Source organism: Streptomyces sp. A5-4 (genome assembly GCF_051131715.1).
In the GTDB taxonomy this organism is placed as follows: Bacteria; Actinomycetota; Actinomycetes; order Streptomycetales; family Streptomycetaceae; genus Streptomyces.
The window spans coordinates 1,262,066-1,287,734 of the sequence record NZ_CP178591.1; the positions used below are offsets into that span (position 1 = coordinate 1,262,066).

The following is a 25,669-nucleotide window of genomic DNA, read 5'->3' on the forward strand; positions in this document are numbered from 1 at the left end:
CTCAGGCGAACTCGGGCGCGGGCGTCGACGGGCCGTCGAGTGCGCCCCGGCGCTCCGGCATGGTCAGGCTCACCATCCGCCGCCAGCCACCGAGGCGTTCGTACCCGTACACGCCACGAATTCCGGTGGCCAGCGCGGCGGCCTTGGGCTGCGGCCAGCCAAGGACGCGGCCCATCTGCGCCATGACGGCCAGGCTCACGTCCCGGTAGACGCCGATCTCGGCGAGGGCGCTCTCGCGCAGGACCCGCTGGATCTCCCGGCCGTGTCCGGCGCCGGCCAGCCGCAGCAGCTCCTCGTGGCAGTACGCGAGGTGGTTGTCCTCGTCGTGGCAGATCATCCTGATCGGCCTGCCCGCCTCGGGGTGGTCGCCGAAGTACTTCACCAGCATGACCATCTGGTCGGCGGCGCGCTGCTCCGTCACCCGGCTGTGCGACAGGTACACGAGGATGTCCTGCTCGGTGAGCGGCTCGTCGCGGCGCAGCTTCTCGTGGGCCAGACCGATGCCCTTGCGTTCGAGCAGCATCGTGTAGTCGGTCTCCGGCGGGACGGGCACCGGTTCGAGGCCGCGCTTCTTCAGCAGGGCGATGAAGAGCCTGCCGTGCTTGTCCTCGTCCGCGCCGTGCCGGGTGATCTTGGGGGCGAGGACACGCATGCTCTCGGGGACCAGGGCCGCGATCCGGCCGTTCTCCCAGCCGCCCTGGGCCTCACCACTGGCCGCGATGGAGCAGAAGAGCTGGAAGGAGTCGTCGTTGTCGATGATTTCCTGGAACAGGCTTCGGGCCGAGAACATCTGGGACTCCTCCGTGAATACATCCGCAAAGAACAAGTCAAGTGCGTGGGTGGAGGGCAGGCAACAGCTGCGCCGGACATCTCAGCCGGAAGGAGCACAGGGCGAACCGTATCTGCGCGTAACCCATGGGCTCGTGGAGCGTTGTTCTGCATGACGGCCGTGGCGGGGAAGACCCCCGAGCCCCCACCACGGCCGCAGACTTTCTCTTCTCGCCGATTACGCCGAACGGCCCCGCGCGTTACGCCAGACCGGCGCGCTCCAGGGCGTCGGTGCCGGCCCGCAGGGCGGTGATCCGCTCATCGAGCGTGAAGCCGGCGGGGGCCAGCGTCAGCGTCGTCACTCCGGCCGCGGCGTAGGCCTGCATCCGCTCGGCGATCCGCTCCACGGAGCCCAGCAGGGTGGTCTGGTCGATCAGCCGGTGCGGGATCGCGGCGGCCGCGCCCGTCTTGTCGCCGGACAGGTACAGGTCCTGGATCTCGGCGGCTTCCTTCTCGTAGCCCATGCGCTGCGCGAGCTGGTTGTAGAAGTTCTGCTTGCGGCTGCCCATGCCACCGACGTACAGCGCGGTGTACGGGCGGAACGTGTCTGCCAGCGCGTTGACGTCGTCGCCGACCGCGAGCGGCAGCGTCGGGCAGACGTCGAAGCCGTCCATGGTCTTGCCGGCCTTCTCGCGGCCCGCGCGCAGGTGCTTGATCGCGGTGTCTTCGATGTGGTCGGCGGAGGGGAAGATCAGCAGCGCGCCGTCGGCGATCTCACCGGTCTGCTCCAGGTTCTTGGGGCCGATCGCGGCGATGTAGAGCGGGATGTGCTCGCGCTGCGGGTGGACCGTGAGCTTGAGCGGCTTGCCGGGGCCGTCGGGCAGCGGCAGCGTCCAGTGCTGCCCCTCGTACGACAGGCGCTCGCGGGTCATCGCCTTTCGGACGATCTCCACGTACTCGCGGGTGCGGGCCAGCGGCTTGTCGAACTTGACGCCGTACCAGCCCTCGGAGACCTGCGGGCCGGAGACGCCCAGGCCCAGCCGGAAGCGCCCGCCCGAGAGGGAGTCGAGGGTGGCGGCCGTCATCGCGGTCATCGCCGGGGTACGGGCCGGGATCTGGAAGATCGCGGAGCCCACGTCGATGCGCTCGGTCTGGGCGGCCACCCAGGTGAGCACGGTCGCGGCGTCCGACCCGTAGGCCTCGGCGGCCCAACAGACGTCGTAGCCGAGGCGGTCCGCCTCCTGTGCGACAGCGAGGTTGTCGCCGTCCATCCCCGCGCCCCAGTAGCCGAGGTTGATGCCGAGCCGCATAACCGCTCCTCTTACTCGTGTCTTACTGATGAGTAACGTCCTTGTGCCGGGGACTCTAACGCGCGGGAGCGCGATCCGTCAGGACCGGGTTGTCCACAGGGCCGCTTGCCATGGACGCCTGGCCAGTAATCTCAGCGCCCATGGAGCAGAGGCATCTCGGCCGCACGGGCCTGCGCGTATCCCGGATCGGGCTCGGCACCCTCACTTGGGGCCGGGACACCGGCGAGCACGACGCCGCCGACCAGTTGAAGGTCTTCTGGGACGCGGGCGGGACCCTCGTCGACACGGCGGACGTGTACGGCGGAGGGGACGCCGAGTATCTGCTCGGTCAGCTCGTCGAACGGCTCGTGCCGCGGCGGGATCTGGTCATCGCGACCAAGGCGGGCAGCGTGCCCGATCCCGACCGGCGTTTCAACGGCTCACGCGGACATCTGCTGGCCGCGCTCGACGCCTCGCTGGAGCGACTGGGCACCGACTACGTCGATCTGTGGCAGGTCCACGCCTTCGACCCCGGGACACCGCTCGACGAAACGCTCCAGGCGCTCGACATAGCCGTGAGCAGTGGCCGGGCGCGGTACGCGGGGGTGTCCAACTTCTGCGGCTGGCAGCTGGCGAAGGCCGCCACCTGGCAGCTCGCCGCTCCGGGGCTGCGGACCCGGCTGGCCAGCACGCAGATGGAGTACTCGCTCCTCCAGCGCGGTGTGGAGCGCGAGGTGCTGCCGGCCGCGATCGATCTGGGAGTGGGGCTGTTGCCGTCCTCGCCGCTGGGCCGGGGCGTCCTCACCGGCAAGTACCGCACCTCGACCCCCGTGGACTCCCGGGGCGCGTCCGAGCATCTGGCCGGTTTCGTGGAGCCCTACCTGGACGACGCGGCGAGCCGCATCGTGGACGCGGTCGCGACGGCCGCTGACGGGCTGGCCACGACCACGCTCCAGGTGGCGCTGGCCTGGGTCCGCGACCGGCCCGGTGTGGTGGCCCCGATTGTCGGCGCGCGCAACGCGCAGCAGCTCAGGGCCGCATTGTCAGTGGAGGCGCTTAGCCTTGATCCACCGATTTGGTGCCTGTGGGTAACTTTTGGGAAAACGAAGAAGTGCCTTGTGACCTGCGATGATGGGAGTTCTTGAGGCTTCCAGCACACACAATCAGCAAGGCACTTCCGAGATGCAAGTTTCCCATACCCGGGCGGCGGTCTCCGCTGCGTTCGACGACGAGAATCTGATCGCGCATGCCGGGCTGGTCCCGGTGATGCGGCTGGCCGAGCGGTGCGGGCTTTCGCGCCTGGCGGCGGAGAAGGTGAAGCTGACGGGGGCGGCGAACGGCGCGGGCGCGTCGGCCGACGCCAAGGTCACCAGCATCGTGGCCGGGATGGCCGCCGGGGCGGACAGTATCGACGACCTCCACGTCCTGCGACACGGTGCGATGCCTGTCGTCTTCGCGGGCATCCGTGCCCCGTCCACCCTGGGCAGCTTCCTGCGCGCGTTCACCCACGGTCACGCACTCCAACTCCACGCCGTGCACCGGAAATTCCTTGCGGAGCTGGCCGCGCATACCCCGCTGCTGCCCGGCGCCGACGCGATGGCGTTCATCGATGTCGACTCCACCCACAAACGCGTCTACGGCCGGACCAAGCAGGGCGCCGAGTACGGACGGTTCAAGGGCATCCGCACCCTGCACCCCCTGCTGGCCACGATCTGCACCCCCCGGTCGAGGCCGGTGATCGCCGCGGTGCGAATGCGCCGCGGCAAAGCGGCCGACTCCCGGGGCGCCCCGAAGTTCGTGGCCGAGGCCCTGGCCACCGCCCGGGAAGCCGGCTGCACCGGCACCCGCATCCTGCGCGCGGACTCGCAGTTCTACAACGCCGGTGTGATCGCCGCCTGCCGCCGGGCCGGAGCCCACTTCTCGATCACCACCGGCATGAACCCCTCCATCAAACGGGCCGTCCACGCCATCCCCGACCACGACTGGCAGCAGATCACGTACCCGACCGCGGTACCCGACCCCGACACCGGTGAGCTCATCTCGGACGCCGAGGTCGCCGAGATACCCGCATACACCGCGTTCACCGGCCGCAAGAAGAGCGAGCACGTCACCGCCCGGCTGATCGTGCGCCGGGTCCGTGACCTGGCCAAACCCGCCGTCGTGGGCGAGCAGGGCGAACTGTTCCCCCTCTGGCGCTACCACCCCTTCTTCACCGACAACCCGGCCCAGACCCTTCAGGCCGAGCGGGAACACCGCCACCACGCCGTGGTCGAGCAGGTCATCGCGGACAGCAAAGCCGGAGCTCTGGCCCACCTGCCGTCTGGACACTTCAATGCCAACGCGGCCTGGCTGACCCTGTGGGCGATGACCTACAACCTGCTGCGGGCCACCGGTGCACTGACCTCGCCCTTCCACGCCAAAGCCACCACCGCCACCCTGCGCACCCACCTCGTCCACGTCCCCGCCAGGATCGCCCGCTCCGCACGACGCCTCACCCTGCACCTGCCACGCAACTGGCCCTGGCAGCAAGCCTGGACACACCTCTTCGACACCGTCCACGACCCACCCCCGCCAGCCTGATCCCCTGACCACCCCGCCCACCAGGGCCCAACCGGAACCGAACACGTGGAAACGCTGGGCAGACCAGCGGCTACAGGCTGCCCAACCTCAACGGACATCCCGAACCCGGCTCAGAAATCAGTCAGAAGATCACTTTCAGACCACGTCGGTGGATCAAGGCTTAGTCTTCCAGACGAGATCTGCCAGGCGCTCGACGATGTGTCGGCGCCCGTGCACCGCTATCCCGACCAGGACTGGAGCACGCTGTGAGTACGGACCGCGACACCGCCGCCGCGGACGAGGCCACCGACACGGCACCGGAGCCGGACACCATCGAGGTCGGCGCACCGGACGAGGCCGAGGCCGACGCCGAGGTGTCGACCGCTCTGTCCGCCTCTCCCTCACCGGCGCCGTCGCCGGAAGCCGATGGAGGTGGGGACGTGGGCCCGGAGCCCGACGAGGCCGCCGCCACGCCGCCCGACCGCGCCACGGTGCCCGCGCCGACCGCCGCCGGGAACGACACCCCGTCCGTCGGGTCCGAAGCCGACCCGTCCGAGGACGGCGGCCAGTCCGACGGCGCCCAGTTGGACGGCAGCGCTCCGGACAGCGAGGCCGCGCCCGTCGGCACGGGCGCCCAGGACGCAGCCGAGGCGCCCGGTGGATCCGGGGACGCTGGGGAGGCCGAGGAGGCCGACGACGCGCCTGCCACCGAGGTCGCGCCTGCCGCCGAGGAGACCGAGGCCACCGACGCCGACGCCGTGGTCGTTCCGGCCGAGCCCGTCGTGCCCCAACTCTCCGAGGCCGAGGCCGAGTTGGCCGCGCAGCGGGTGTTTCGGGAGCGCATCGCGCAGCGCAAAGCCGCCAAGGAGGCCCCCGTCGAGGCGGGTGCCAAGCTGAGCGGGCAGGCCGCCGATCTACTCGCGGCGGTACGGGCCGTGGAGAGCGGCACGAAGTCCGGCGAGGCGCTCTTCGCGTCCCCGCCGCCCCCGCCGCGCCCCGCCGCCACCGCTCCCGCCGCAGCCGCGCGGCCGGGGGCGCCCGAGCCCGTCACGGGCGCCGCTCCCCCCGCGCCGGAGGCCGTCGCGTCCGTACAGGAGGTGCTCGCCGATGGCGGTGCGCCCGCGGCGCTGGCGGAGGCGGTCGCGGCCACACTCGGGGAGCAGGCCGGGCAAGTGCTGCGCGACGACCCCTGGCAGCTGATGTCGGTGCCGGGGGTGCAGCCCGAGCAGGCCGACGGATTCGCGCGTGCGCTGCTCGGCGCCGAGTGCGGTCCGGGTGACGAGCGCCGGACGGCGGCGCTCGTCACCCGGCTCCTTGAGCGTGCCGCCCTCCAGGGGCACACCGTCCTCGACGCGACCGCGGTGGCCGAGGCGCTGACCGGGCACGGGGTGCCCGGCCCCGACGAGGCCCTGCGGCACGCGATCGCCGAAGGCGTCGTGCTGGGCTTCCAGGACGGCGCCGACGACACGGCCGCGACCGAAGAGGACGAGGACGGGGCGCAGTCGGCGAGCGCGCAGGAGCCGGCCGAGCCGGTCCAGGTCCTGCTGGGCCTTGAGCGCTACGCCCTCGCCGAGGAGAGCCTCGCCGAGGGCCTCGCCCGGCTGGTCAGCACCTTCACCGAGGCCGCGACCTGGGACACGGCCTCGGCCTCGCGGTCCGCCGCCGGACTGATCGGCGCCGTCGCGGGCCACGGCCTGGTCGCCCACACCGGCGGTGAGGCTGCCCGCGCCGAACCGGCCGAGCTGGTCACCATGGCGCGGGGGCTCGGCCTGCGCGCCTTCGCGGCGTCGCACAGCGTGGACGGCGCGCGGCGCCTCGCCGCGGCGGTCGACAACCCCGCGGCCTCGGTCACCCTCTACGGCCTGCTCTCCGGGACCGAGGGGCCCGGCCGGGACGACGAGGGCCTGCTCGCGCTCGACCTGCTGGTCGTGCTGGACGCCCCGCAGCTGGACGTGGAGACCGCCGCGATCCTCGTGGAGTCACTGCCCGACGCCACCCGGCTCGTCCTCAGCGGCGACCCCGGCGTGCTGCCTTCGGCCGGTGCGGGCAGGGTGTTCGCGGATCTGCTGGCCGCCCGTGCCTGCCCGCAGATCGCCTCGCGCACGCCCGACCCCGGGCCGATCGGCGAGCTGGTGTCCGGGATCGGGATCGGCGAGCTGAACCAGGTCGAGGCGCCGGGCAAGGAAGTGGTGATCGTCCCGGTCCGCGACGCGGGCGAGGCGGTGCACCGCACCGTGCAGCTGGTCGCCGATTCGGTGCCCCGCGCCTTCGGGGTGAGTGTCGAGCAGACGCAGGTGATCACTCCCGGGCACGGTGGTTCCGCCGGTACCCGCGCGCTCAACGCGGCCCTCAAACAGCGGCTGAACCCGGGCCCGGGCCGGTTCGGCGGCTTCGACCCGGGAGACCGGATCGCCCATGTACCGGTGCCCGGCCGGACGCTGCCCGGCACGATCGTCACGGCCGACGCCGACGGCCTGCATCTCGACTGCGGGGGCAAGCCCGTCGTCGTACCGAAGGACCGGGTGGAGACCACCGTGCGGCACGGCTGGGCGCTCACCGCGCACCAGGCGACCGGGATGCGGTGGCCGGCGGTCGTGGTGGTGCTGCCCGGGGACGCCGCGGCGGGGCTGAGCCGGCCCTGGATCTACACCGCGTTCAGCCGCGGCGAGCGGCATCTGTCCGTGGTCCACGGCGTGGACCAGGCGCTGCCGCACGCCGTGACGGAGGTCGCGGACCGGCCCCGCACCACGCGGCTGCGGGCATTGCTCCAGCCCGCGGTGGAGCCCACGGCATAGGCCGCACCGAAAGGCCCCGCGACCCAGGCGGGTCGCGGGGCAGACGGGCCGTGTCCCGGGCCCTCAGGCCTCCTCGCGACCGCCGACCTCGTGGAGTTCGTCGTCGAAGACGGAGCTGACGTCGAAGCGGCACACGACGCGCTGCGGATCGGCCTGTTCGAAGGGGGCGGTCAGCCACTCCCCCGGTTCGGGCAGGTCCTCCGTCGCCGTCACCCACAGGGTGGAGTCGCCCTCCTCCAGGCCGAACTCCTTGTGCCGGGACGCGATTTCGTCCGGCTCGTACTCGCCGAAGAGCACGCCGATGGCGGCGTGGACGCTGCCGCCGCCGGCTCCTGCCGCCGCGCTCCCCTCGTCGGAGTCCGGGTCCAGGTCCGCGATGCGCTGTGCCTGTGCGAGCAGCCGCTGCGTCTGAGCCACCGCGTAGTCGCGCCGGATCAGGACGCTCACCGCGTTCGGCTCCTCGGGGCCGGTGTACGGCGGCAGGGAGTCGTCGGACGCGGGGATCTCGAAGGGGGTGACTTCGTCGTAGCGGTCGTAGAGCTGCTCGTCGTACACCTCGGCGGCTGCGGCGAGCTCGTTGAACGCGTCGTAGACGGCCGGGTCGTCGTCCCCGGTGCGGTGCTCGACCGCCTCCAGGTGACGGTCCAGCGCGGCCTTGACCGCCTCGGCGGCGGCGCGTACCTCGGCAGCGGTGGGCTGCGCAGCATCAGACATAGTGCAGACGCTATCCGTACTGGGGCTCTGCCCGCACAATAGATGCGATGCCGGAATACGAATTTGTCGACGTGTACGTGCCACGCGGGGTCTCCCGCACGGACACGACCCGCCTGCTGACCGACCACGCCGAGTACGGACACTGGGAGTTGGACCGACTGAGCCTGCGCCGGGACGGCAGCCGCCGAGTGCGGCTGCGCAGGCGGATCATCCGCCAGCAGCGCGCGACCTGGTGAAGACGGTGCGGGCCCGCAGCCACGGGGCCCGCACCGTCTTTCGCGCCGTCGAGGCCGGCGCTGTCACCACCTCAGTGCCTTACGCCGCCGAGCGTGCCCGCCGGTACAGCACCGCACCGCCGAGGAGCAGTCCCGCGCCCACCGGGACCACCAGCCCGAGCGGACCGACGCCGGTCTGCGCGAGCAGTTCGGTGCCCTCGGGCTGGGTGACGCTCCGGGCGCCGGGGCTGTTCGGCTCGCCGGGCTGCTCCGGGCTCACCGGCTCGTCGTGCCCGGGCGGGCCGACGGGCTTCTCGGGCTGACCCGGGTTGCCCGGGTTCCCCGGCTCTCCCGGGTTGCCGGGGTTGCCCGGGTTGCCGGGCTCTCCCGGGTGGCCCGGCTGCTCCGGCTTGCCGGGGCCCGGCCGGTCCGGGGCGCCGCCGTCGTTGGCGCAGTCATTGCCCGTCACCGCGTTGCCGAGGCCGCCGACGGTGACACTGTTCCCGCAGGCGTTCACCGGGATGTCGATCGGGACCTGGACGTGGTTGCCCGAGCCGACACCGGGTGAGTTGCCCGCGTGCCCATCGGCCGTCGCACCGCCGCCGCCACGGGGCTTGCCGTGCGACTTCCCGTGCGACTTGCCGTGACCGGAACCGTCCGACACATTGGCGCAGCGGTTACCGACGGCGGGATTGAGCAGCCCGACCACGTTGACGGTGTTCCCGCAGGCGTTCACCGGGACGTGCACCGGGACCTGTACGGAGTTTCCCGACAGCACGCCCGGCGAGTCCGACGCGGCCCCTTGGGCCCCCGCGTCGGCGTAGGCGTTGCCGCCGGTCATGCCGAATACGCCGCCGACAGCCGCGATGGTGATCAAGCCTTTTCTGGTGACCTGGCGCATGGTTCTTCCTCCGCCTTCATACCTTCCGGAATGCCCGCGGACGCAGCCGCCCGCGGGCAGAATCCCCAGCGGCCCCGGAGTGCATGGCGCGCACTCCGGGGCCGCCCGGGACTCAGACCCTCACGGGTTGAGACACAACGTCACTTGTTGATGCAGGTGTTGCCGAAGGCGGGGTTCAGCAGCCCGATCACGGAGACCGTGTTTCCGCACACATTCACCGGAACGTGGATGGGCGCCTGGACGACGTTCCCCGAGAGGACGCCCGGCGAGCCCACAGCGGCACCCTGCGCGCCGGAATCCGCGACGGCCATACCCGCACCAGCGAGCACGAGACCACCAGTGGCAACCGCAGCAGCGACGACCTTCTTGATCATTACTTTTCCTCCTTGTTGGCAAATGCGATCCCAGCCGCGGACCGCACCCCCTGTAACGAGGAAAAACCGATGTAGCTACGACCTGATGCTTTCATTCACTCCATTCAGTCAAATAGCACGCTCACCCGATTATTGGATGTTCCGCTTCTGCTACCGATCGACGGCGCCCGCTCAGCAGCCGTCCAGGAGGCGGTCCAGGACGCGCACGCCGAACTTCAGCCCGTCCACGGGCACCCGCTCGTCGACACCGTGGAACATCCCCGCGAAGTCCAGCTCGGGCGGCAGCTTCAGCGGTGCGAAGCCGAAGCAGCGAATGCCCAGGTCGTCGAAGGACTTGGCGTCGGTACCGCCGGAGAGCATGTACGGGACGGCGCGCGCGATGGGGTCCTCGGCCCTGAGGGCCACCTGCATCGCGTCGACGAGGTCGCCGTCGAAGCTCGTCTCCAACGCCTTGTCCCCGTGCACGTCCTCGCGCTTGACGCGCGGGCCGAGGATCCGGTCGAGGTCGGCCAGGAACTCGTCCTCGTATCCCGGCAGGAAGCGCCCGTCGACATGCGCGGTGGCCTGCCCGGGGATCACGTTCACCTTGTAGCCGGCGCCGAGCATGGTGGGCGCCGCCGAGTTCTGCAGGGTGGCGCCGACCATCTTCGCGATGCCGCCGAGCTTGGCGAGCGTGGCGTCCATGTCCTCCGGGTCGAGGGGGGTGCCGAGCGCGTCCGAGAGCTCGTCGAGGAAGGACCGTACGGTCTTGGTGACGCGCACCGGCCACTTGTGCCGACCGAGCCGGCCGACGGCCTCGCACAGCTCGGTGATCGCGTTGTCCTTGTTGGTCATCGAGCCGTGGCCTGCCGTGCCGTCCACGGTGAGCCGCATCCAGTGCATGCCCTTCTGCGCCGTCTCGACGAGATACAGCCGCAGGTTCTCGTTGACGGTGAAGGAGAAGCCGCCGACCTCACCGATGGCCTCGTTGACGCCCTCGAAGAGACCGGGGTGCTTGTCGACGAGATGCCGGGCGCCGTACGTGCCGCCCGCCTCCTCGTCGGCGAGGAAGGCCAGCACGATGTCGCGCGGGGGCTTGCGGCCGCTGCGCATCCTGTCGCGTACGACCGCGAGGGTCATCGCGTCCATGTCCTTCATGTCGACCGCGCCCCGGCCCCACACGCAGCCGTCGGCGATCTCTCCGGCGAACGGATGGTGCGTCCAGTCCTGGGCGTTCGCCGGCACGACGTCGGTGTGCCCGTGGATGAGCAGCGCCGGCCTGGACGGGTCCTCGCCCGCGATCCTGGCCACCGTCGAGGCGCGGCCCGGGTGGGACTCGAAGATCTGCGGTTCGAGCCCGACCTCGGCGAGCTGCTCCGCGATGTACTCCGCGGCGGCGCGTTCTCCCGGCCCGGAGTGGTCTCCGTAATTGCTGGTGTCGATCCGGATCAGGTCACGACAGAGGTCGACGACCTCGTCCTCGCCCGAGATCTTTCCGGCCGTGTTCGACTCGCTCACGCTGCTTCCTCCCACTGGCGTTGCTGGTGGTCCCCCCGCATCCTCCCGCTTTTCACCCCTGCACCCCAAGGGCGGTCGCCCCGCGTCACGCGCAGTTCACGGGTGAGGGGGGTGGCGATCAGCGGGTCCGAATGTTTGCTATGGTTTTCCACGTCGGAACGGCCCAGGGCCCGGACGGCAGACACCTTGTCCGGGTGGCGGAATGGCAGACGCGCTAGCTTGAGGTGCTAGTGCCCTTTATCGGGCGTGGGGGTTCAAGTCCCCCCTCGGACACCAGCAGGAACCCCAGTTGATCTGGGGTTTTTTGCGTTTCCGGGACAGCAGGCCACGTCGTCGGCGAAATCCGTGGGCCACCGTGTCGGAAGCGTTGACGGGGCAGTCCGGCTCCCTATCTTTCGTTCGACTTGTCGATCCACATTCGATATATCGAACGAAATCGAGGGTGCTCATGTCAGGTACGCGGTCGCTTGGCCTGCTGGTGGGAGTGCTGCTCCTGACCACGCTCGCCGCCGGGCCACCCGGCGCCACCGCCCCGCAGCCGCAGGACCCGGGCGACCGCGCTCGACGCTGCGCGGGGTGGACGAGTCGTTCACCTGCACGTTCCCGGCGAACTCCGTGACCTTCCTGCGGATCAAGGAGAGGTAGCCGGGCGTGGTGGGGTGGCCGGATGGTCCGGCCGCCCCACCCACCGTGTCAGTGGCCCCTGGTGATCCATTCCTGGAGGTGCGGGGCCTCCGCGCCGATCGTGGTGGGATCGCCGTGGCCGGTACGGACCTCGGTGTCCGGCGGCAGGGTCAGCAGCCGGTCCCTGATCGAGTCGACGATCGTCGGGAAGTGCGAGAAGGAACGGCCGGTGGCGCCGGGGCCACCCTGGAAGAGGGTGTCGCCGGTGAACACCGTGGACAGCTCCGGCGCGTACAGGCAGACGGCGCCCGGCGCGTGCCCGGGAGTGTGCAGGACCGTGAGGGCGATGCCGGCGACCGTGATGCTCTGGCCGTCGGTGAGCTCACCGACGGGGGCCCGGTCCGGGTGGGTCTGCTTCCACAGCGGGAGGTCGTCGCCGTGCAGCAGGATCGGGGCGCCGGTGGCCGTGGCGAGGGCCGGGGCGGCGTCGATGTGGTCGTTGTGGGCGTGCGTGCAGATGATGGCGCGCAGCGTACGGCCACCGAGGGCGGCCTCGATGGCGTCCGCGTCGTGGGCGGCGTCGATGACCACGGCCTCGGTGTCGTCACCGACGATCCACACGTTGTTGTCGACGTCCCAGGTGCCGCCGTCGAGCGAAAAGGTGCCGGAGGTGACCAGGTGGTCGATGCGAGCGCCCATCAGAAGACCACCACCGAACGCAGGACGTCACCTTCGTGCATACGCTCGAAGGCCTTCTCCACGTCGCCGAGCGCGATGGTCTCGGTGACGAAGGCGCCGAGGTCGATACGGCCCTGCTGGTGCAGGTCGATGAGCATCGGGAAGTCGCGCGAGGGCAGACAGTCGCCGTACCAGGAGGACTTGAGCGCGCCGCCGCGGCCGAAGAAGTCGAGGAGCGGGAGCTCCAGCTTCATCTCCGGGGTGGGGACGCCGACCAGGACGACCGTGCCGGCCAGGTCGCGGGCGTAGAAGGCCTGCTTGTACGTCTCGGGGTGGCCCACCGCCTCGATGACGACGTCGGCGCCGTTGCCGCCGGTCAGCTCACGGATTGCCTCGACGGCGTCCGTGGAGCGGGAGTTGACGGTGTGGGTGGCGCCCATGGTGCGGGCGGTCTCCAGCTTGCGGTCGTCGATGTCGACGGCGATGACCTTGGCCGCGCCCGCGAGCTTGGCACCCACGATCGCCGCGTCGCCGACGCCGCCGCAGCCGATGACGGCGACGGAGTCGCCTCGGCCGACCTGGCCGGTGTTGATGGCGGCGCCGATGCCCGCCATGACGCCGCAGCCGAGCAGGCCGGCGACGGCGGGCGAGACGGCCGGGTCGACCTTGGTGCACTGGCCGGCCGCGACCAGGGTCTTCTCGGCGAAGGCGCCGATGCCGAGGGCCGGGGACAGCTCGGTGCCGTCGAGGAGGGTCATCTTCTGCTTCGCGTTGTGGGTGTCGAAGCAGTACTGGGGGCGCCCGCGCAGGCAGGCCCGGCACTGGCCGCACACCGCGCGCCAGTTCAGGATGACGAAGTCGCCGGGGGCGACGTCGGTGACACCATCGCCGACCGACTCGACGATGCCCGCCGCCTCGTGGCCGAGAAGGAAGGGGAAGTCGTCGTTGATGCCGCCCTGCTTGTAGTGCAGGTCGGTGTGGCAGACCCCGCACGCCTGGATCCGCACGACGGCCTCGCCGGGTCCCGGGTCCGGGACGAGGATGGTCTCCACCCGTACCGGCTGGTTCTTTCCGGGGGCGATTACCCCTTGGACCTGCTGCGTCATACCTGAACTTCCTTCCTCGCGTGTCGGGTACGCCCCCGTTTTCCGCACCGTACTCGCTGCCCGGCGTCTGCGGAGCGGTGGACTACAGACCGGCGTCGTAGACCTGCTGTCCGCCCACATACGTGCGGGCGACGCGGGTCGCGGCGATCTCCTCGGGCGGCGCCGCGTACGGGTCCCGATCCAGTACCACCAGGTCGGCGAGGGCGCCGGCGCGGACGCTGCCGGTGTCGTCGAGGTGGTTCACATGGGCGGACCCGGCGGTGTACGCGGCGAAGGCGGCGGTCAGGCCGATGCGCTGGTCGGGGAGGAAGACCGGGCCGCAGTCGCCGGGCCCGACCCGGTTGACCGCGGTGTGGATGCCCTGCAGCGGGTCGGGGCTGCTGACCGGCCAGTCGCTGCCCGCCGCGATGGTGGCGCCGGAGCGCAGCAGTGCCCCGAACGGGTACTGCCACCCGGCCCGTTCCGTTCCGAGGAAGGGGATGGTCAGTTCGTCCATCTGCGGTTCGTGCGCGGCCCACAGGGGCTGGATGTTGGCGGTGGCGCCCAGTTCCCGGAAGCGGCCGATGTCGTCGGGGTGGACGACCTGGACATGGGCGAGGTGCGGGCGGGTGTCGCGCCAGCCGTTCGCGGTGCGGGCCGCCTCGACGGCGTCCAGGGCCTCGCGCACGGCGCGGTCGCCCAGCGCGTGGAAGTGGGCCTGGAAGCCGAGGGCGTCCAGCTCGGTGACGTACCGGCGCAGGTCGGCGGGGGCGATGAAGCTGGTGCCCCGGTTCGCGGTGGCGCAGCCGCAGCCGTCCAGGTAGGGGTCGAGGAGTGCGGCGGTGCCGGTCTCGGCGACCCCGTCCACCATCAGCTTGACCGATCCGGCGCGGTACCGGCCGTGGCTCGACTCAGCTCGCCGCGCGACGAGTTCGGGTATCTGCTCGGCGCCGCGCTCGCGGTCCCACCACAGGGCTCCGGCGACGCGGGCGGTGAGCGAGCCGTCGCGGGCCGCCGTCAGGTAGGCGTCGGAGGGGTCTCCCATCGCGCCGAAGGTGCCGACGATGGCGTCCTGCCAGGCGGTGATGCCGTAGGAGTGGAGGAGCCGCTGGGCGCGCAGCAGGGCGGCGAGGCGTTGGGCGGGGGTGGAGGGCGGGGTGAGGCGGGCGATCAGGTCCATGGCGCCCTCCTGGAGGAGGCCGGTGGGTTCGCCGTTCGGGTCGCGCTCGATGCGGCCGTCGGCCGGGTCGGGGGTGTCGCGGTCGATGCCGGCGAGGCGCAGGGCGCGGCTGTTGGCCCAGGCTCCGTGGTGGTCGCGGTTGGGCAGGTAGACGGGCCGGTCGGGGACGACCGCGTCGAGCAGGTCCTTGGTGGGGCTGCCTCCGGTGAACGCCTCCATGGACCAGCCGCCGCCGGTGATCCACTCCGCTTCGGGATGGGCCACGGCGTACGCCCGTACGGCGGCGACGCTTTCGGGGGCGGTCAGGATGCCCGTCAGGTCGCACTGCGCCAGCTCCAGTCCGGCCGAGACCGGGTGGACGTGGGCGTCCTGGAAGCCGGGGACGAGCAACTTGCCCGCGAGGTCGACGACTTCGGTCTTCGGGCCGATGAGGTCGCGTACCTCGTCGTGGCCGACGGCGGTGATGCGGTCGCCGGTGACGGCGACGGTGGTGGCGCGGCTGCGTGCGGAGTCCAGGGTGAGCACGGGGCCGCCGGTGAGGACCAGGTCGGCAGGGGCGTGGCACATGGGGCGGGTTCCTTCGGTGGTGGGGCGGGAGGGGCTCAGGAAGGGGTGGGTGCTGTCTGCGGGTCGGTGGCGGTGGCGGTGGCGGGTGCGGTGGCGGTGGCGGTGGCGAGGAAGACGACGGTCGGGACGAGGCCGATCCAGCCGACGAGGAAGCCGAGCCAGGGGCTGAGGGAGCGGCCGACCCAGACGTAGCCGCTGCCCATGTTGGGCTCGTCCTTGTTGAGTCGGGAGTACGCGCTCTCCATGCCGAGTACGGGCAGGACGGCGAGCAGCATGATGATCGGCAGGTGCAGTCCGACGACGCCCGCGGTGACGCCCAGCCCGATGCCGATACTGCTGGTGGCCGCGGTGCTGGAGGCCGCGATGGCGAAGCTGTCGGTGACGCCGAGGGTTCTGGGCAGGGTGCCCGGCGCCGGTGGGTCGCCGTCGTGAGAGGTCTTCGAGGCCGTCATTGCTCGCTCCTTCAACACCTTCGGCGACGGACCGCCCAGGACGGCCCCGATGGCGGCACATCGAACTCCGCGGACCCTTCACACGTCAATGCTGTTGTCGTAACGTGCGGGTCATGAGCGAGCGAGTGGTGTCCGAGGCGGCACGGCGGCGCAGGCGCCCCACCAAGCACGGGACGGTCCTGTCCGAGGAGCTGATCGTCGGGACCGCGCTGCGGCTGATCCACGAGCACGGCGCGGCGGCTCTCACGGTGCGCAGGCTCGGCGCCGCGCTGGGCGCGGATCCGAGCGCGTTCTACCGCTATTTCCGGGACACCGACGAGCTGTTGCTCGCGGTCGCCGACGAGCTGATCGGCCGTACGCTGCGGGGCTGGCGGCCGACCGGTGAGTGGCGGGCCGATCTGCGCGCGCTGGGCCTGCGGATGCACGCGGACTACCAGGCCCATCCGCAGGCGGCGATGCTGATCTGCGCCCGGGTGACGGGCCGGGCGAACGAGACGCGGTCGGTGGAGACGATCCTGGGCATCCTGCGCGGCGCGGGTTTCCCCGACGCGGAGGCGGTGCGGATCTACCACGTGCTCGTGGACCAGACGCTGGCGTTCGCGGCGCTGGACGCGGCCACCCTCGCGTTGCCGCCGGATGCGCGGGAGGCCGAGGAGCGGGCCTGGCCGGGGACGTACGCCCGGCTGCCCGCGGACAGTCACCCCCATGTGGCGGCCGTCGCTCCGGTGCTGGTGGCCGAGATGCGGCACAGTGCCTATCCGGCGGCGCTGGAGATGATGCTGGCGACGGCCGTGGCGCGGCTGGGCCGGCTGCGTGCGGAAGAATCTGGACGACCGCCGGACGGGCCGAGTGATTCGGCCCGTCCGGCGATCGGGAAACGCTAGAACCCCTCGCGCTCCGCGGCTGTCACCGCGACCCGCTTGCGGACCAGGAACCAGCCGCCGACCAGCGCCGCCGCGATCAGCGGCAGGCACATCACGGTCGTGCGGCCGACGCCGCCGCCCCACCACATCAGGACCACGACGGTGGCCAGGAAGGCCAGCGTGACGAGCTGGGTGTAGGGGGCCCAGGGCAGCCGGTAGGAGGGTCGGACGACCTTGCCCTCCTTGGCCCGGTGCCAGAACAGCAGCGAGCAGAGCATGATCATGCCCCAGGTGCCGAGGATGCCGATGGAGGCGAAGTTGAGGACGATCTCGAAGGCCTCGCCGGGCATCACGAAGTTCAGGGCGACGCCGAGGACACCGAAGCCGGCGGTCAGCAGGATGCCGCCGTAGGGCACCTGGCCCTTGTTCATGCGGCCGGTGAACCGGGGCGCGGAGCCCGCCAGTGCCATGGAGCGCAGGATGCGGCCGGTCGAGTACAGGCCCGAGTTGAGGCTGGAGAGCGCCGCCGTGAGGACGACGAGGTTCATCACGTCCGCGGCGCCGGCGACGCCGAGCTTGTTCATCACGGTGACGAAGGGGCTCTCGCCGTCGGAGTACGACGTGTACGGGAGCAGCAGCGCGAGCAGGACGACCGAGCCGACGTAGAAGAGGCCGACGCGCCACATGATCGAGTTGATCGCCTTCGGCATGATCTTCTCGGGGTGCTCCGTCTCACCGGCGGCGACGCCGCACAGCTCGACCGAGGCGTAGGCGAAGACGACGCCCTGGATCACCAGGAGCATCGGCAGCATGCCGACCGGGAAGAGGCCGCCGCTGTCACTGATGGTGGAGAAGCCGGGGGTGTGTCCGTCGATCTGGTGCTGGGTGACCACCAGGTAGATGCCGACGAGCATGAACGCGACCAGCGCCGCGACCTTGATGATCGCGAACCAGAACTCCATCTCGCCGAAGTACTTCACCGAGATCAGGTTCGCGGTGAGGACCACGGCGAGGGCGATGAGGGCGAGCAGCCACTGGGGTACGTCGCTGAACATGGCCCAGAAGTGGGCGTAGGTGGCGGCTGCTGTGATGTCGGCCACCGCGGTGGTGGACCAGTTGAGGAAGTACAGCCAGCCGGCCGCGAAGGCGCCCTTCTCGCCCATGAACTCTCGGGCGTAACTGACGAAGGCGCCCGAGGAGGGGCGGTAGAGGACCAGCTCGCCCAGTGCGCGGACGACGAAGAAGGCGAAGACTCCGCAGACTGCGTACGCGACGGCGAGCGACGGGCCCGCGCCGGCCATCCGGCCACCGGCGCCGAGGAACAGGCCGGTGCCTATCGCTCCGCCGATCGCGATCATGCTGATGTGACGGGGCTTGAGATCCTTGCTGTAACCCTCGTCACCGGCGTCGACATGCGGAGACGTCCGCGTGTGGGGGTCGGTGCCGGGGTCGGCCGCAGACAGGGTGCGGTCACTCATGTATTTCTTCGCCTTCATTTGGGGGGTGTGCGGTACCGGGCCGCACGATCGCGTTGAGAGTGATCTCGACGTGTTCGAGGTGGGCGGCCATGGCCTGCATGGCCGCCCCCTCGGAGCCGTCGAGAATCGCCTCGACGAGGGCCCGGTGCTCAAGGTCCGACTGGCGTCGCCGGTCCCCGAGTTGGTTCAGGAAGGTGGACTGCCGGGCAAGGGCGTCCCTGATCTCTTCGATGATCTTGCGGAAGACAGGGTTGCCCGACGCCTGGGCGACGGAGATGTGGAAGAGCGTGTCCAGCGCCACCCACGCGGTGGGGTCGGGCTCCTGCTCCATCTTCCCGATCAGGTGCGTCAGCAGGTCGATGTCGTCCTGCGTGCGTCGGGAAGCAGCGTAACCCGCGACGGGGATCTCGACGTGCCGCCGCACTTCCAGCAGGTCACGGGCCGAGTACGAGCCGAAGATCGGGTTCTGGTCGGGCCCGCTGGCCGCGACGTAGGTCCCCTTGCCGGCCCGCGACACGGTGAGGCCGAGCGCCTGGAGGGTGCGCAGTGCCTCGCGCACGACGGAGCGGCTCACCTCGAAGTGCTTGCCGAGCTCGGCCTCCGTGGGGAGCTTCTCCCCCACGGTGAGCTCGCCGCGCTCTATCGCGTCCCTGAGGTGCGCCAGGACGGCGTCCATGGCGCTGATACGCCGGGGAACGCCGCCACTTGTCCGGCTGTCTGACAAGACCATGCGGTGAATGCTCGGAGGTGAGACACGTAAGCGTCAAGAGCGATCGGCGAGTTGATTTAAAAAGAAGGAAAGGATAAAGGACCGGACATAACCGGTCACATCAGGGGCCCTGAGGGGCTCGATCAGGGGGCGAGTACGTCGAGCTCCCGGAGAGCCCCGACGGCGATCTCCCGGGTCAGCTCCTCCGCCCGCCCGGCGTCGCCCTCCCGCACCGCCGCGGCGACCTGGACGTGCAGCGTGACCGCCGCCGGGTCGGGGTCCTCGAACATCACCTGATGCCGGGTACGCCCGCTCAGCACCTCGGCGACCACGTCACCGAGCCGGGCGAACATCTCGTTGCCCGAGGCGCGCAGCACCACTCGGTGGAAGGCGATGTCGTGCACGAGGTACGCGTCGAGCTGCCTGCCGCGCGAGGTCGCGACCATGCCCAGCGCGTGCTCGGTCAGGGTCGCGCACTGCTCTGGGGTGGCGTTGCGGGCGGCGAGCCCGGCCGCGACGGGCTCGACGGCGGAGCGCAGCACGGTCAGCGAGCGCAGCTGGCGCGGCCGGTCCGCGCCGGCCAGCCGCCACCGGATGACCTGCGGATCGTAGACGTTCCATTCCTCGGTGGGTCGTACCGTCACGCCCACCCGGCGCCGGGACTCCACCAGGCGCATCGACTCCAGGACCCGCACCGCCTCGCGGATGACGGTGCGCGAGACATCGAAGCGCTGCGCCAGCTCGTCCGTGCGCAACACACTGCCGGGCGGGTACTCGCCGGCGGTGATCGCGGGGCCGAGGCTGTCGAGCAGTTGCGCGTGCAGTCCCCGGGCCTGAGTGGTCATGGAGTCAGCGTACGGGCACCCTCCAGAAATAATAAGTACGACGTTTATGTCACAGCCTCTTGAATACGTCGTACCTAATGGGTTTCAGTGGCGTGACGGACCGATGTCGATGAAGACAGCGAGGCATCCATTCATGAACAAGCCCCACGTCGTCGTGGTGATGGGCGTGGCAGGGACCGGCAAGACCACCATCGGTCCCCTGCTCGCCGAACGCCTCGGCGTTCCGTACGCCGAGGGCGACGACTTCCACCCGCCGGCGAACATCGCGAAGATGTCGGCCGGCACACCGCTGGACGACGAGGACCGGTGGCCCTGGCTCGACGCGATCGGGCAGTGGGCGCACGGCCGGGCGGGGCTCGGCGGGGTGGTGAGCAGCTCCGCGCTCAAGCGTTCCTACCGCGACCGGTTGCGCGCCGCCGCCCCCGGCGCCGTGTTCCTGCACCTCACCGGCGACCGCGAGCTGATCGAGGAGCGGATGCGCGAGCGCAAGGGGCACTTCATGCCGACCGCGCTGCTCGATTCGCAGTACGCCACCCTCCAGCCGCTCCAGGACGACGAGGCGGGCGTGGACGTCGACGTCTCGGGCACCCCCGAAGTCATCACCGAGCGAGCCGTCGCGACCCTGCGCCGGCTCGACAACTGAGCCTCAGCCAAGCCTTCAGGAAGAAGCAGACCGTGACCAGTCTCAGCGTCGAGACGCTGGCAGCGGACGCCGTCGAGCCGATCACCTCGGCGGGCAACGCCCAGCTGGGGATCGCCGTGCTCGTGGGCATTGCCGTCATCGTCCTGCTCATCACCAAGTTCAAGCTCCACGCCTTCCTGGCACTGACCATCGGGTCACTGCTGCTCGGCGCGTTCGCGGGCGCCCCGCTCGACAAGGCGATCACCAGCTTCACCGCCGGGCTCGGCAGCACGGTCGCGGGTGTCGGGGTCCTGATCGCGCTCGGCGCCATCCTCGGCAAGCTGCTGGCCGACTCCGGGGGCGCCGACCAGATTGTCGACACGATCCTCGCCAGGGCGAGCGGCCGGGCGATGCCGTGGGCAATGGTGCTGATCGCCAGCATCATCGGGCTGCCGCTCTTCTTCGAGGTCGGCATCGTGCTGCTGATCCCGGTGGTACTGCTGGTCGCCAAGCGCGGCAACTACTCGCTGATGCGGATCGGCATCCCGGCGCTCGCCGGTCTGTCCGTGATGCACGGGCTGATCCCGCCGCACCCCGGGCCGCTGGTGGCGATCGACGCGATCGGCGCCAACCTGGGCGTGACGCTGGCACTGGGTGTGCTGGTGGCGATCCCGACCGTGATCATCGCGGGTCCGGTGTTCTCGAAGTACGCCGCCCGCTGGGTGGACATCCAGGCGCCGGAGCGCATGATCCCGCAGCGGCCCTCGGAGGACCTGGACCGTCGTCCCAGCTTCGTCGCCACCATCTCGACCGTGCTGCTGCCGGTCGTGCTGATGCTGGCCAAGGCCCTGGTGGACATCGTCGTCGACGATCCGGAGCATCCCGTCCAGCGGGTCACCGACGTCATCGGCTCCCCGCTGATCGCCCTGCTCGCCGCCGTGCTCGTGGGCATGTTCACGCTGGGCCGCGCGGCGGGCTTCACCAAGGACCGTCTCGCTTCGACCGTCGAGAAGTCGCTCGCCCCGATCGCGGGTGTGCTGATGATCGTCGGCGCGGGCGGCGGCTTCAAGCAGACGCTCATCGATGTGGGCGTGGGCCAGATGATCCTGGACTTCTCCAAGAGCTGGGCGATCCCCACGCTGTTGCTCGCCTGGCTGATCGCGGTCGCCATCCGGCTCGCGACGGGCTCGGCGACCGTGGCCACGATCTCCGCCGCCGGTCTGGTGGCGCCGCTCGCGGCCGACATGTCGACGTCCCACGCGGCGCTTCTGGTGTTGGCCGTCGGCGCGGGCTCGCTCTTCTTCAGCCACGTCAACGACGCCGGATTCTGGCTGGTCAAGGAGTACTTCGGGATGAGCGTCGGGCAGACGATCAAGACCTGGTCGGTGATGGAGACGATCATCTCGGTGGTCTCACTGCTCTTCATCCTGCTGCTCTCGCTCGTTCTGTAGCTCCGCCCCCTCCCTCATCTCCTGCTCCCACAACGGGTGTTCCTCCCGCGCCCATCGACGGTCGACGGTCCCGGTGCGCATGCCGCGCCGGGACTCCGGCCGCATCAGGGCCATCCCGATGTGTCCGGCGACCACCAGGCCCATGGCCAGCGCCAGCCAGTCGTGCACGAAGGTCGCGCTCGTGCGCCACAGCAGCGGCGCCAGATCGGTGAACCACATCAGCAGCCCGGTGCCGAGCATCACCAGCACCGCGCCCGCCACCCAGCCCGCGTATAGCTTCTGCCCCGCGTTGAACTTCCCCGCGGGGCGAAGCGCGAGACGGTGGTCGCGGCGCAGCGCGGCCCGCAGCCAGCGCCGGTCGTGCGGGCCGAAGCGGTTGAGCCTGCGCAGGTCCGAGCGGAAGGGGCGGGAGACCAGGCCGAGCAGGAACGGGGCGGGGATCAGCAGCCCCGACCATTCGTGCACGGTGACCACCAGGTGCCTGCGGCCGACGAGTTCGGCGAGCGGGGGCACGTACAGAAATGCCGCTGTCGCGATGCACAGCAGGGTCAGGCCCGCGGTGGCGCGGTGCACCCAGCGCTCGGAGCGGCTGAACCGGCGCAGCCTTGCCGGGAGTTCAGACCGTTGGAGCATCGTCGCGTCCGTTCGACCGGCCGACCCATGCGTCGACGTCATAGCCGAGCTCCTCCCAGTATCCGGGGCGCACCTCGTCGGTGACGGTGATGCCGGAGAGCCATTTCGCCGATTTGTAGAAGTACATGGGCGCGACGTACAGCCGCACCGGGCCGCCGTGGGTGTGGCTGACCGCCTTGTCCTGCATGCGCAGGGCCACCAGCACGTCCTTGCGGCCGGCCTGCTGGAGCGTGAGGCTTTCGCTGTACGTGCCGTCGAAGCAGGTGAAACGGATCGCCCTGCCCTCGGGACGCACCCCGGCGGCGGCCAGCAGCCGCGACAGCTGTACGCCCTCGAAGGGGGTGTCGGGGACCCGCCAGCCGGTCACGCACTGGACGTCGCGGACGATCCGCGTCTGCTCCATCGCGCGCAGGTCGTCGAGGGTGTACGTGGCAGGCCGCTCCACCAGTCCGTCGATCTTGAGCCGGTAGTTCTCCGGGCCCTTGCGGGGCACAGAGGTGGCGACCGAGTAGTAGCGGAAGCCGCCGCCGTTGGGCAGTAGGCGGGTGAGGCCGGTGGGGTCCTTGTCGGCGGCCGAGCCGAGGAACGATTCCAGACCGTTCTGGAGGTACGGCGCCGCTACCACACCCGCGGCGCCGAGGCCGAGCATGCCGAGGACGACGCGGCGGCCTACCGGCGCGCCCCCTTCGTCCGCTGGTTGATGAGTCACAGGACGATTCGAGCACCCGCGGCCACCGATGGCCAGCGACCGCGGGTGTTCGTCAGACTTCCGTCACACCTGGGCGCGCTCGGATTCGGCGGCCTTCTCCAGCTGGAAGGCCTCGTTGCCCAGGCCGATCCGGGCGTGCACCTCGGGCTTCACGGAGCGCAGGACCGCGCCGTACAGCAGGCCGACGACGGCGGCGACGCCGATGATGGCCGGCAGGATCCAGCTCAGGGCGGAGCCGGGGCCTGTGCCCACGAGCACGTCGAAGTCCTTGACGGTGTAGAAGGCGATCGCCAGGAGGGCCAGCCCGGAGAGGCCGGAGGCCACCAGCCGGCCGGCCTGCGCGCGGCCCGCGCCGCGCCGTACGAAGAAGGCGATGACGGCCAGCGACGCGGTGGCCATCAGCAGGATGACGCCGAGGGCGCCGACGTTGCCCATCCAGGTGAAGAGGTGCAGCACGGGCGCCGTCGGGTCGCCGGCCGGCTTGTCGTCGGTGAGGGCGAAGGCCAGGACGACGGCCACGGAGACCGCGGACTGGAGCAGCGAGCCGCCCGCGGGGGCGCCGCTCGTCTTGTTCGTACGGCCGAAGGCGGCAGGCAGCAGTCCCTCGCGGCCCATCGCGAAGGCGTACCGCGCGACGACGTTGTGGAAGCTGAGCAGCGCCGCGAACATGCCCGTGACGAACAGGATGTGCAGGACCTCGGTGAAGGTCGAGCCGAGCCGGCTCTCGGTGAGGCCGAAGAGCAGTCCTGGCCCCTGCTCCCCCGCCACCTTGACGATCTCGGCGGGTCCCACGGCGACGCTCAGCGCCCAGGCGCTGAACGCGAGGAAGAGCGCGGCGTAGCCGACGGCGAGGAACATCACGCGGCGGACGACGATCTGCGGGCGGGTCGTCTCCTCCGCGTACACCGGGGCCTGCTCGAAGCCGAGGAAGGCGGCGATGCAGAAGCAGAGCGCGGTGCCCAGGCCGGCGCCGGTGAGGGTGTCGGGGTTGAACGCCTGGAGGGACAGGCCCTCCTTGCCGGGCTCCGCTATCGCCGCCACGTCGAAGATGACGACCAGCGCGCACTCGACGACGATCAGCACGCCCAGCACCTTGGCATTGAGGTCGATCTTGAGCCAGCCGAGCGCGCCGACCAGCGCCACGGCGACCAGCGACGGTATCCACCAGGCGACGGTGGCGTCGAAGTAGGTGGCGAGGATCCCGGACACCTCGAAGCCGAGGATGCCGTAGATGCCGACCTGCATGGCGCTGTACGCGACGAGGGCGACCACCGAGGCCCCGGCGCCCGCGGTGGGGCCGAGGCCTCGGGCTATGTACGCGTAGAAGGCGCCGGCGTTGTGGACGTGCCGGCTCATCTCCGCGTATCCGACGCTGAACAGCATCAGGACCACGCCGAGGATGACGAAGAGCAGTGGCTGGCCGACGATGCCCATCACGCCGTATGTGGTGGGCATGACACCCGCGACGACCATCAGGGGCGCACTGGCCGCCAGGACGGACAGCAGCAGCCCGGTGGTGCCCAGGCGGCCGGCGCGCAGCGCCCGTTCCTGTCCCTTGTACGTACGGATCTCACCGGCCTTGCCACCTGCGGCGCTCGCACTGCGCGCACTGGTCTCGCTCGTGCTCGATCTGCCCGTCGACATGGCGGGGTTGTCCCTTCGGTGAGGAGTTACACGGAGCCGAACGCGGCACTGCGTGCGGCGACGAACGCCTGATGGGGGTCCCGGCCCGGGTAGGACCAGGGGGCCGGGGTAAGGTGCGGTCCGATGCGGCCGAACAGGGCCGCGGCCTCGGCCGACCTGCCCTCGCAGAACTTCGCGTGGGCCAGGAAGTTGAGGTCGACGCAGTGACGTGGCCGGTCCTCGTGCTCCCACTCCAGCCACCAGTCGAAGGCCGCCTTCATCACCTGGCGGGCGCGCCGGTCCGTCCAGTGGCCGGAGGCGACAGGGTCCGGGGATTCGCGGCCCGCCACGGCCAGGGCGCGGTAGCGCTCGGCGTGCGCGACCACCGGCAGTACAGCGAGCGGGGAATCCGCGGGGGCCTGCTCGGCGGCCCAGGCGGCGAAGTCGTACACCTCGTGCAGCGGGTCGCGGCCGGTGTCCGGTCTGCGCTCGGCGAGGCGGGCGACCACCAGGTGGTGGGCGTGGTGGTGCTCGGGGTGGCGCAGCCGCACCTGGTCGAAGAGCTGGGTGACCTCCTCCTCCGTGCCGAGGGAGCGGGCCAGCAGCAACAGGCCGAGCCAGGGGGTCGGATCGGCGGGTGCCCGAGCGGCGGCGCGCCGACATGCCTCGCGGGCCCGGTCCGCGGACTTCTTGCCGCGGAGGGCCCCGAAGACATGGGCGCAGGCCAGGAGCGTCAGGGCGTCGGCGCTCTCCGGCTCGGCGAGCAGCCAGTCGTCGGCCCAGGCCGCCGACCCGGCGCCCTCGGCGAGGACGACGAGGCGATGGCCGCGGCGGTCCCAGTCGTCGCCGGTCGCGGTGAGCAGGGAGCGGGCGCGCGTCCAGCGGCCCTGAGCGAGCTGCCCTCGTACGTCGGCCAGTTCGGCGTCGTCGAGTGCGGGGTCGAAGAAATGGTCGGTCCGGCGGCGTGAGCGGCCGAGGGGCGGCGGAGGTGGGCTCATCCGCGGGTCCTCCACACGCAGTGTGCGAGCGTTTGATCAC

The 25,669-nt window shown here is 70.9% G+C and carries 23 protein-coding genes, 1 tRNA gene and 1 pseudogene; 8 read left to right on the plus strand and 17 right to left on the minus strand.

Features of this window, described 5'->3' with window-relative positions:
• Position 1: 1 nt before the first annotated feature.
• Together ACLLJJ_RS05805 and ACLLJJ_RS05810 are read right to left on the minus strand one after the other, a co-directional pair.
• On the minus strand, positions 2 to 790 hold the full coding sequence (locus ACLLJJ_RS05805) for a ferritin-like domain-containing protein (protein WP_434588182.1): 789 nt from the start codon (positions 788 to 790) through the stop codon (positions 2 to 4).
• A gap of 238 nt (positions 791 to 1,028) precedes the next feature.
• Positions 1,029 to 2,078, minus strand: coding sequence for an LLM class F420-dependent oxidoreductase (locus ACLLJJ_RS05810; protein WP_434588183.1), 1,050 nt, complete (start codon positions 2,076 to 2,078; stop codon positions 1,029 to 1,031).
• 140 nt (positions 2,079 to 2,218) lie between these two features.
• Here ACLLJJ_RS05810 and ACLLJJ_RS05815 point away from each other — a divergent pair, with 140 nt between their 5' ends.
• The 3 genes from ACLLJJ_RS05815 to ACLLJJ_RS05825 all read left to right on the plus strand — a co-directional run bounded on the left by ACLLJJ_RS05815 (position 2,219) and on the right by ACLLJJ_RS05825 (position 7,411).
• The gene (locus ACLLJJ_RS05815; RefSeq protein WP_434588184.1) at positions 2,219 to 3,202 is read left to right on the plus strand and encodes an aldo/keto reductase; all 984 of its coding nucleotides are present in this window, start codon (positions 2,219 to 2,221) and stop codon (positions 3,200 to 3,202) included.
• A 37-nt stretch (positions 3,203 to 3,239) separates the two neighbouring features.
• On the plus strand, positions 3,240 to 4,637 hold the full coding sequence (locus tag ACLLJJ_RS05820) for an IS1380 family transposase (protein ID WP_434588185.1): 1,398 nt from the start codon (positions 3,240 to 3,242) through the stop codon (positions 4,635 to 4,637).
• Positions 4,638 to 4,948: 311 nt separating this feature from the next.
• On the plus strand, positions 4,949 to 7,411 hold the full coding sequence (locus ACLLJJ_RS05825; protein ID WP_434600316.1) for a helix-hairpin-helix domain-containing protein: 2,463 nt from the start codon (positions 4,949 to 4,951) through the stop codon (positions 7,409 to 7,411).
• A 63-nt stretch (positions 7,412 to 7,474) separates the two neighbouring features.
• On the opposite strand, the gene ACLLJJ_RS05830 is transcribed toward ACLLJJ_RS05825, so the two are convergent.
• On the minus strand, positions 7,475 to 8,125 hold the full coding sequence (locus tag ACLLJJ_RS05830; protein ID WP_434588186.1) for a hypothetical protein: 651 nt from the start codon (positions 8,123 to 8,125) through the stop codon (positions 7,475 to 7,477).
• Between the two features lie 47 nt (positions 8,126 to 8,172).
• Between ACLLJJ_RS05830 and ACLLJJ_RS05835 the strand changes: the two genes are divergently transcribed.
• On the plus strand, positions 8,173 to 8,361 hold the full coding sequence (locus ACLLJJ_RS05835; protein ID WP_283519051.1) for a DUF5703 family protein: 189 nt from the start codon (positions 8,173 to 8,175) through the stop codon (positions 8,359 to 8,361).
• A gap of 79 nt (positions 8,362 to 8,440) precedes the next feature.
• On the opposite strand, the gene ACLLJJ_RS05840 is transcribed toward ACLLJJ_RS05835, so the two are convergent.
• The 3 genes from ACLLJJ_RS05840 to ACLLJJ_RS05850 form a co-directional block, all read right to left on the minus strand.
• On the minus strand, positions 8,441 to 9,241 hold the full coding sequence (locus tag ACLLJJ_RS05840) for a chaplin (RefSeq protein WP_434588187.1): 801 nt from the start codon (positions 9,239 to 9,241) through the stop codon (positions 8,441 to 8,443).
• A 140-nt stretch (positions 9,242 to 9,381) separates the two neighbouring features.
• Positions 9,382 to 9,615, minus strand: coding sequence for a chaplin ChpH (gene chpH, locus ACLLJJ_RS05845; protein ID WP_434588188.1), 234 nt, complete (start codon positions 9,613 to 9,615; stop codon positions 9,382 to 9,384).
• Between the two features lie 171 nt (positions 9,616 to 9,786).
• The gene (locus ACLLJJ_RS05850; protein ID WP_434588189.1) at positions 9,787 to 11,112 is read right to left on the minus strand and encodes a M20/M25/M40 family metallo-hydrolase; all 1,326 of its coding nucleotides are present in this window, start codon (positions 11,110 to 11,112) and stop codon (positions 9,787 to 9,789) included.
• Positions 11,113 to 11,300: 188 nt separating this feature from the next.
• Between ACLLJJ_RS05850 and ACLLJJ_RS05855 the strand changes: the two genes are divergently transcribed.
• A tRNA-Leu gene (locus ACLLJJ_RS05855) sits at positions 11,301 to 11,388 on the plus strand.
• A gap of 417 nt (positions 11,389 to 11,805) precedes the next feature.
• Here the strand turns inward: ACLLJJ_RS05855 and ACLLJJ_RS05860 are convergent.
• The 4 genes and pseudogenes from ACLLJJ_RS05860 to ACLLJJ_RS05875 form a co-directional block, all read right to left on the minus strand.
• Entirely contained in the window at positions 11,806 to 12,435 is a 630-nt protein-coding gene (locus tag ACLLJJ_RS05860; RefSeq protein ID WP_434588190.1) for an MBL fold metallo-hydrolase, read from the minus strand.
• Complete coding sequence (locus tag ACLLJJ_RS05865; protein ID WP_434588191.1) at positions 12,435 to 13,520, minus strand: S-(hydroxymethyl)mycothiol dehydrogenase; 1,086 nt, start codon at positions 13,518 to 13,520, stop codon at positions 12,435 to 12,437. The genes ACLLJJ_RS05860 and ACLLJJ_RS05865 overlap by 1 nt, the downstream gene beginning before the upstream one ends.
• An 82-nt stretch (positions 13,521 to 13,602) precedes the next feature.
• Positions 13,603 to 15,246 (minus strand): amidohydrolase, encoded by a 1,644-nt coding sequence (locus ACLLJJ_RS05870; protein WP_434588192.1) that lies wholly within the window; start codon positions 15,244 to 15,246, stop codon positions 13,603 to 13,605.
• A gap of 92 nt (positions 15,247 to 15,338) precedes the next feature.
• A pseudogene (locus ACLLJJ_RS05875) lies at positions 15,339 to 15,698 on the minus strand (amino acid transporter); the annotation flags it as partial.
• Positions 15,699 to 15,811: 113 nt separating this feature from the next.
• Between ACLLJJ_RS05875 and ACLLJJ_RS05880 the strand changes: the two are divergent.
• The gene (locus tag ACLLJJ_RS05880; RefSeq protein ID WP_434588193.1) at positions 15,812 to 16,582 is read left to right on the plus strand and encodes a TetR/AcrR family transcriptional regulator; all 771 of its coding nucleotides are present in this window, start codon (positions 15,812 to 15,814) and stop codon (positions 16,580 to 16,582) included.
• Here the strand turns inward: ACLLJJ_RS05880 and ACLLJJ_RS05885 are convergent.
• The 3 genes from ACLLJJ_RS05885 to ACLLJJ_RS05895 all read right to left on the minus strand — a co-directional run bounded on the left by ACLLJJ_RS05885 (position 16,579) and on the right by ACLLJJ_RS05895 (position 19,593).
• Positions 16,579 to 18,039 (minus strand): amino acid permease, encoded by a 1,461-nt coding sequence (locus ACLLJJ_RS05885; protein ID WP_434588194.1) that lies wholly within the window; start codon positions 18,037 to 18,039, stop codon positions 16,579 to 16,581. The two genes, ACLLJJ_RS05880 and ACLLJJ_RS05885, sit on opposite strands and share 4 nt — an antisense overlap.
• Entirely contained in the window at positions 18,032 to 18,769 is a 738-nt protein-coding gene (locus tag ACLLJJ_RS05890) for a FadR/GntR family transcriptional regulator (RefSeq protein WP_434588195.1), read from the minus strand. The genes ACLLJJ_RS05885 and ACLLJJ_RS05890 overlap by 8 nt, the downstream gene beginning before the upstream one ends.
• A gap of 122 nt (positions 18,770 to 18,891) precedes the next feature.
• Complete coding sequence (locus tag ACLLJJ_RS05895; RefSeq protein WP_434588196.1) at positions 18,892 to 19,593, minus strand: FadR/GntR family transcriptional regulator; 702 nt, start codon at positions 19,591 to 19,593, stop codon at positions 18,892 to 18,894.
• A gap of 133 nt (positions 19,594 to 19,726) precedes the next feature.
• Between ACLLJJ_RS05895 and ACLLJJ_RS05900 the strand changes: the two genes are divergently transcribed.
• The gene (locus tag ACLLJJ_RS05900) at positions 19,727 to 20,236 is read left to right on the plus strand and encodes a gluconokinase (RefSeq protein ID WP_434588197.1); all 510 of its coding nucleotides are present in this window, start codon (positions 19,727 to 19,729) and stop codon (positions 20,234 to 20,236) included.
• A gap of 32 nt (positions 20,237 to 20,268) precedes the next feature.
• Positions 20,269 to 21,666, plus strand: coding sequence for a gluconate:H+ symporter (locus ACLLJJ_RS05905; RefSeq protein WP_434588198.1), 1,398 nt, complete (start codon positions 20,269 to 20,271; stop codon positions 21,664 to 21,666).
• Here ACLLJJ_RS05905 and ACLLJJ_RS05910 read toward each other — a convergent pair.
• The 4 genes from ACLLJJ_RS05910 to ACLLJJ_RS05925 all read right to left on the minus strand — a co-directional run bounded on the left by ACLLJJ_RS05910 (position 21,628) and on the right by ACLLJJ_RS05925 (position 25,629).
• Positions 21,628 to 22,299 carry a cytochrome b/b6 domain-containing protein gene (locus tag ACLLJJ_RS05910; RefSeq protein WP_434588199.1) on the minus strand — a complete coding sequence of 224 codons (672 nt, stop codon included), beginning with the start codon at positions 22,297 to 22,299 and terminating at the stop codon, positions 21,628 to 21,630. The genes ACLLJJ_RS05905 and ACLLJJ_RS05910 overlap by 39 nt on opposite strands.
• A complete protein-coding gene (locus tag ACLLJJ_RS05915; protein WP_434600317.1) occupies positions 22,283 to 22,948 on the minus strand; it encodes a molybdopterin-dependent oxidoreductase in 666 nt (221 codons plus the stop codon). The genes ACLLJJ_RS05910 and ACLLJJ_RS05915 overlap by 17 nt, the downstream gene beginning before the upstream one ends.
• A gap of 123 nt (positions 22,949 to 23,071) precedes the next feature.
• Entirely contained in the window at positions 23,072 to 24,652 is a 1,581-nt protein-coding gene (locus ACLLJJ_RS05920) for an APC family permease (protein WP_434588200.1), read from the minus strand.
• A gap of 26 nt (positions 24,653 to 24,678) precedes the next feature.
• On the minus strand, positions 24,679 to 25,629 hold the full coding sequence (locus ACLLJJ_RS05925) for a hypothetical protein (RefSeq protein WP_434588201.1): 951 nt from the start codon (positions 25,627 to 25,629) through the stop codon (positions 24,679 to 24,681).
• Positions 25,630 to 25,669 lie beyond the last annotated feature (40 nt).

Excerpts from the sequence above, each read along its gene's own strand:
- ACLLJJ_RS05810 (WP_434588183.1), bottom strand. The coding sequence starts at position 2,078 with ATGCGGCTCGGCATCAACCTCGGCTACTGGGGCGCGGGGATGGACGGC.
- ACLLJJ_RS05870 (WP_434588192.1), bottom strand. The coding sequence starts at position 15,246 with ATGTGCCACGCCCCTGCCGACCTGGTCCTCACCGGCGGCCCCGTGCTC.
- ACLLJJ_RS05895 (WP_434588196.1), bottom strand. The coding sequence starts at position 19,593 with ATGACCACTCAGGCCCGGGGACTGCACGCGCAACTGCTCGACAGCCTC.
- ACLLJJ_RS05925 (WP_434588201.1), bottom strand. The coding sequence starts at position 25,629 with ATGAGCCCACCTCCGCCGCCCCTCGGCCGCTCACGCCGCCGGACCGAC.
- ACLLJJ_RS05860 (WP_434588190.1), bottom strand. The coding sequence starts at position 12,435 with ATGGGCGCTCGCATCGACCACCTGGTCACCTCCGGCACCTTTTCGCTC.
- ACLLJJ_RS05900 (WP_434588197.1), top strand. The coding sequence starts at position 19,727 with ATGAACAAGCCCCACGTCGTCGTGGTGATGGGCGTGGCAGGGACCGGC.
- ACLLJJ_RS05915 (WP_434600317.1), bottom strand. The coding sequence starts at position 22,948 with ATGCTCGGCCTCGGCGCCGCGGGTGTGGTAGCGGCGCCGTACCTCCAG.
- ACLLJJ_RS05815 (WP_434588184.1), top strand. The coding sequence starts at position 2,219 with ATGGAGCAGAGGCATCTCGGCCGCACGGGCCTGCGCGTATCCCGGATC.
- ACLLJJ_RS05805 (WP_434588182.1), bottom strand. The coding sequence starts at position 790 with ATGTTCTCGGCCCGAAGCCTGTTCCAGGAAATCATCGACAACGACGAC.
- ACLLJJ_RS05830 (WP_434588186.1), bottom strand. The coding sequence starts at position 8,125 with ATGTCTGATGCTGCGCAGCCCACCGCTGCCGAGGTACGCGCCGCCGCC.
- ACLLJJ_RS05835 (WP_283519051.1), top strand. The coding sequence starts at position 8,173 with ATGCCGGAATACGAATTTGTCGACGTGTACGTGCCACGCGGGGTCTCC.
- ACLLJJ_RS05885 (WP_434588194.1), bottom strand. The coding sequence starts at position 18,039 with ATGAGTGACCGCACCCTGTCTGCGGCCGACCCCGGCACCGACCCCCAC.
- ACLLJJ_RS05880 (WP_434588193.1), top strand. The coding sequence starts at position 15,812 with ATGAGCGAGCGAGTGGTGTCCGAGGCGGCACGGCGGCGCAGGCGCCCC.
- ACLLJJ_RS05865 (WP_434588191.1), bottom strand. The coding sequence starts at position 13,520 with ATGACGCAGCAGGTCCAAGGGGTAATCGCCCCCGGAAAGAACCAGCCG.
- ACLLJJ_RS05910 (WP_434588199.1), bottom strand. The coding sequence starts at position 22,299 with ATGCTCCAACGGTCTGAACTCCCGGCAAGGCTGCGCCGGTTCAGCCGC.
- ACLLJJ_RS05840 (WP_434588187.1), bottom strand. The coding sequence starts at position 9,241 with ATGCGCCAGGTCACCAGAAAAGGCTTGATCACCATCGCGGCTGTCGGC.
- ACLLJJ_RS05890 (WP_434588195.1), bottom strand. The coding sequence starts at position 18,769 with ATGGTCTTGTCAGACAGCCGGACAAGTGGCGGCGTTCCCCGGCGTATC.
- ACLLJJ_RS05920 (WP_434588200.1), bottom strand. The coding sequence starts at position 24,652 with ATGTCGACGGGCAGATCGAGCACGAGCGAGACCAGTGCGCGCAGTGCG.
- ACLLJJ_RS05820 (WP_434588185.1), top strand. The coding sequence starts at position 3,240 with ATGCAAGTTTCCCATACCCGGGCGGCGGTCTCCGCTGCGTTCGACGAC.
- chpH (WP_434588188.1), bottom strand. The coding sequence starts at position 9,615 with ATGATCAAGAAGGTCGTCGCTGCTGCGGTTGCCACTGGTGGTCTCGTG.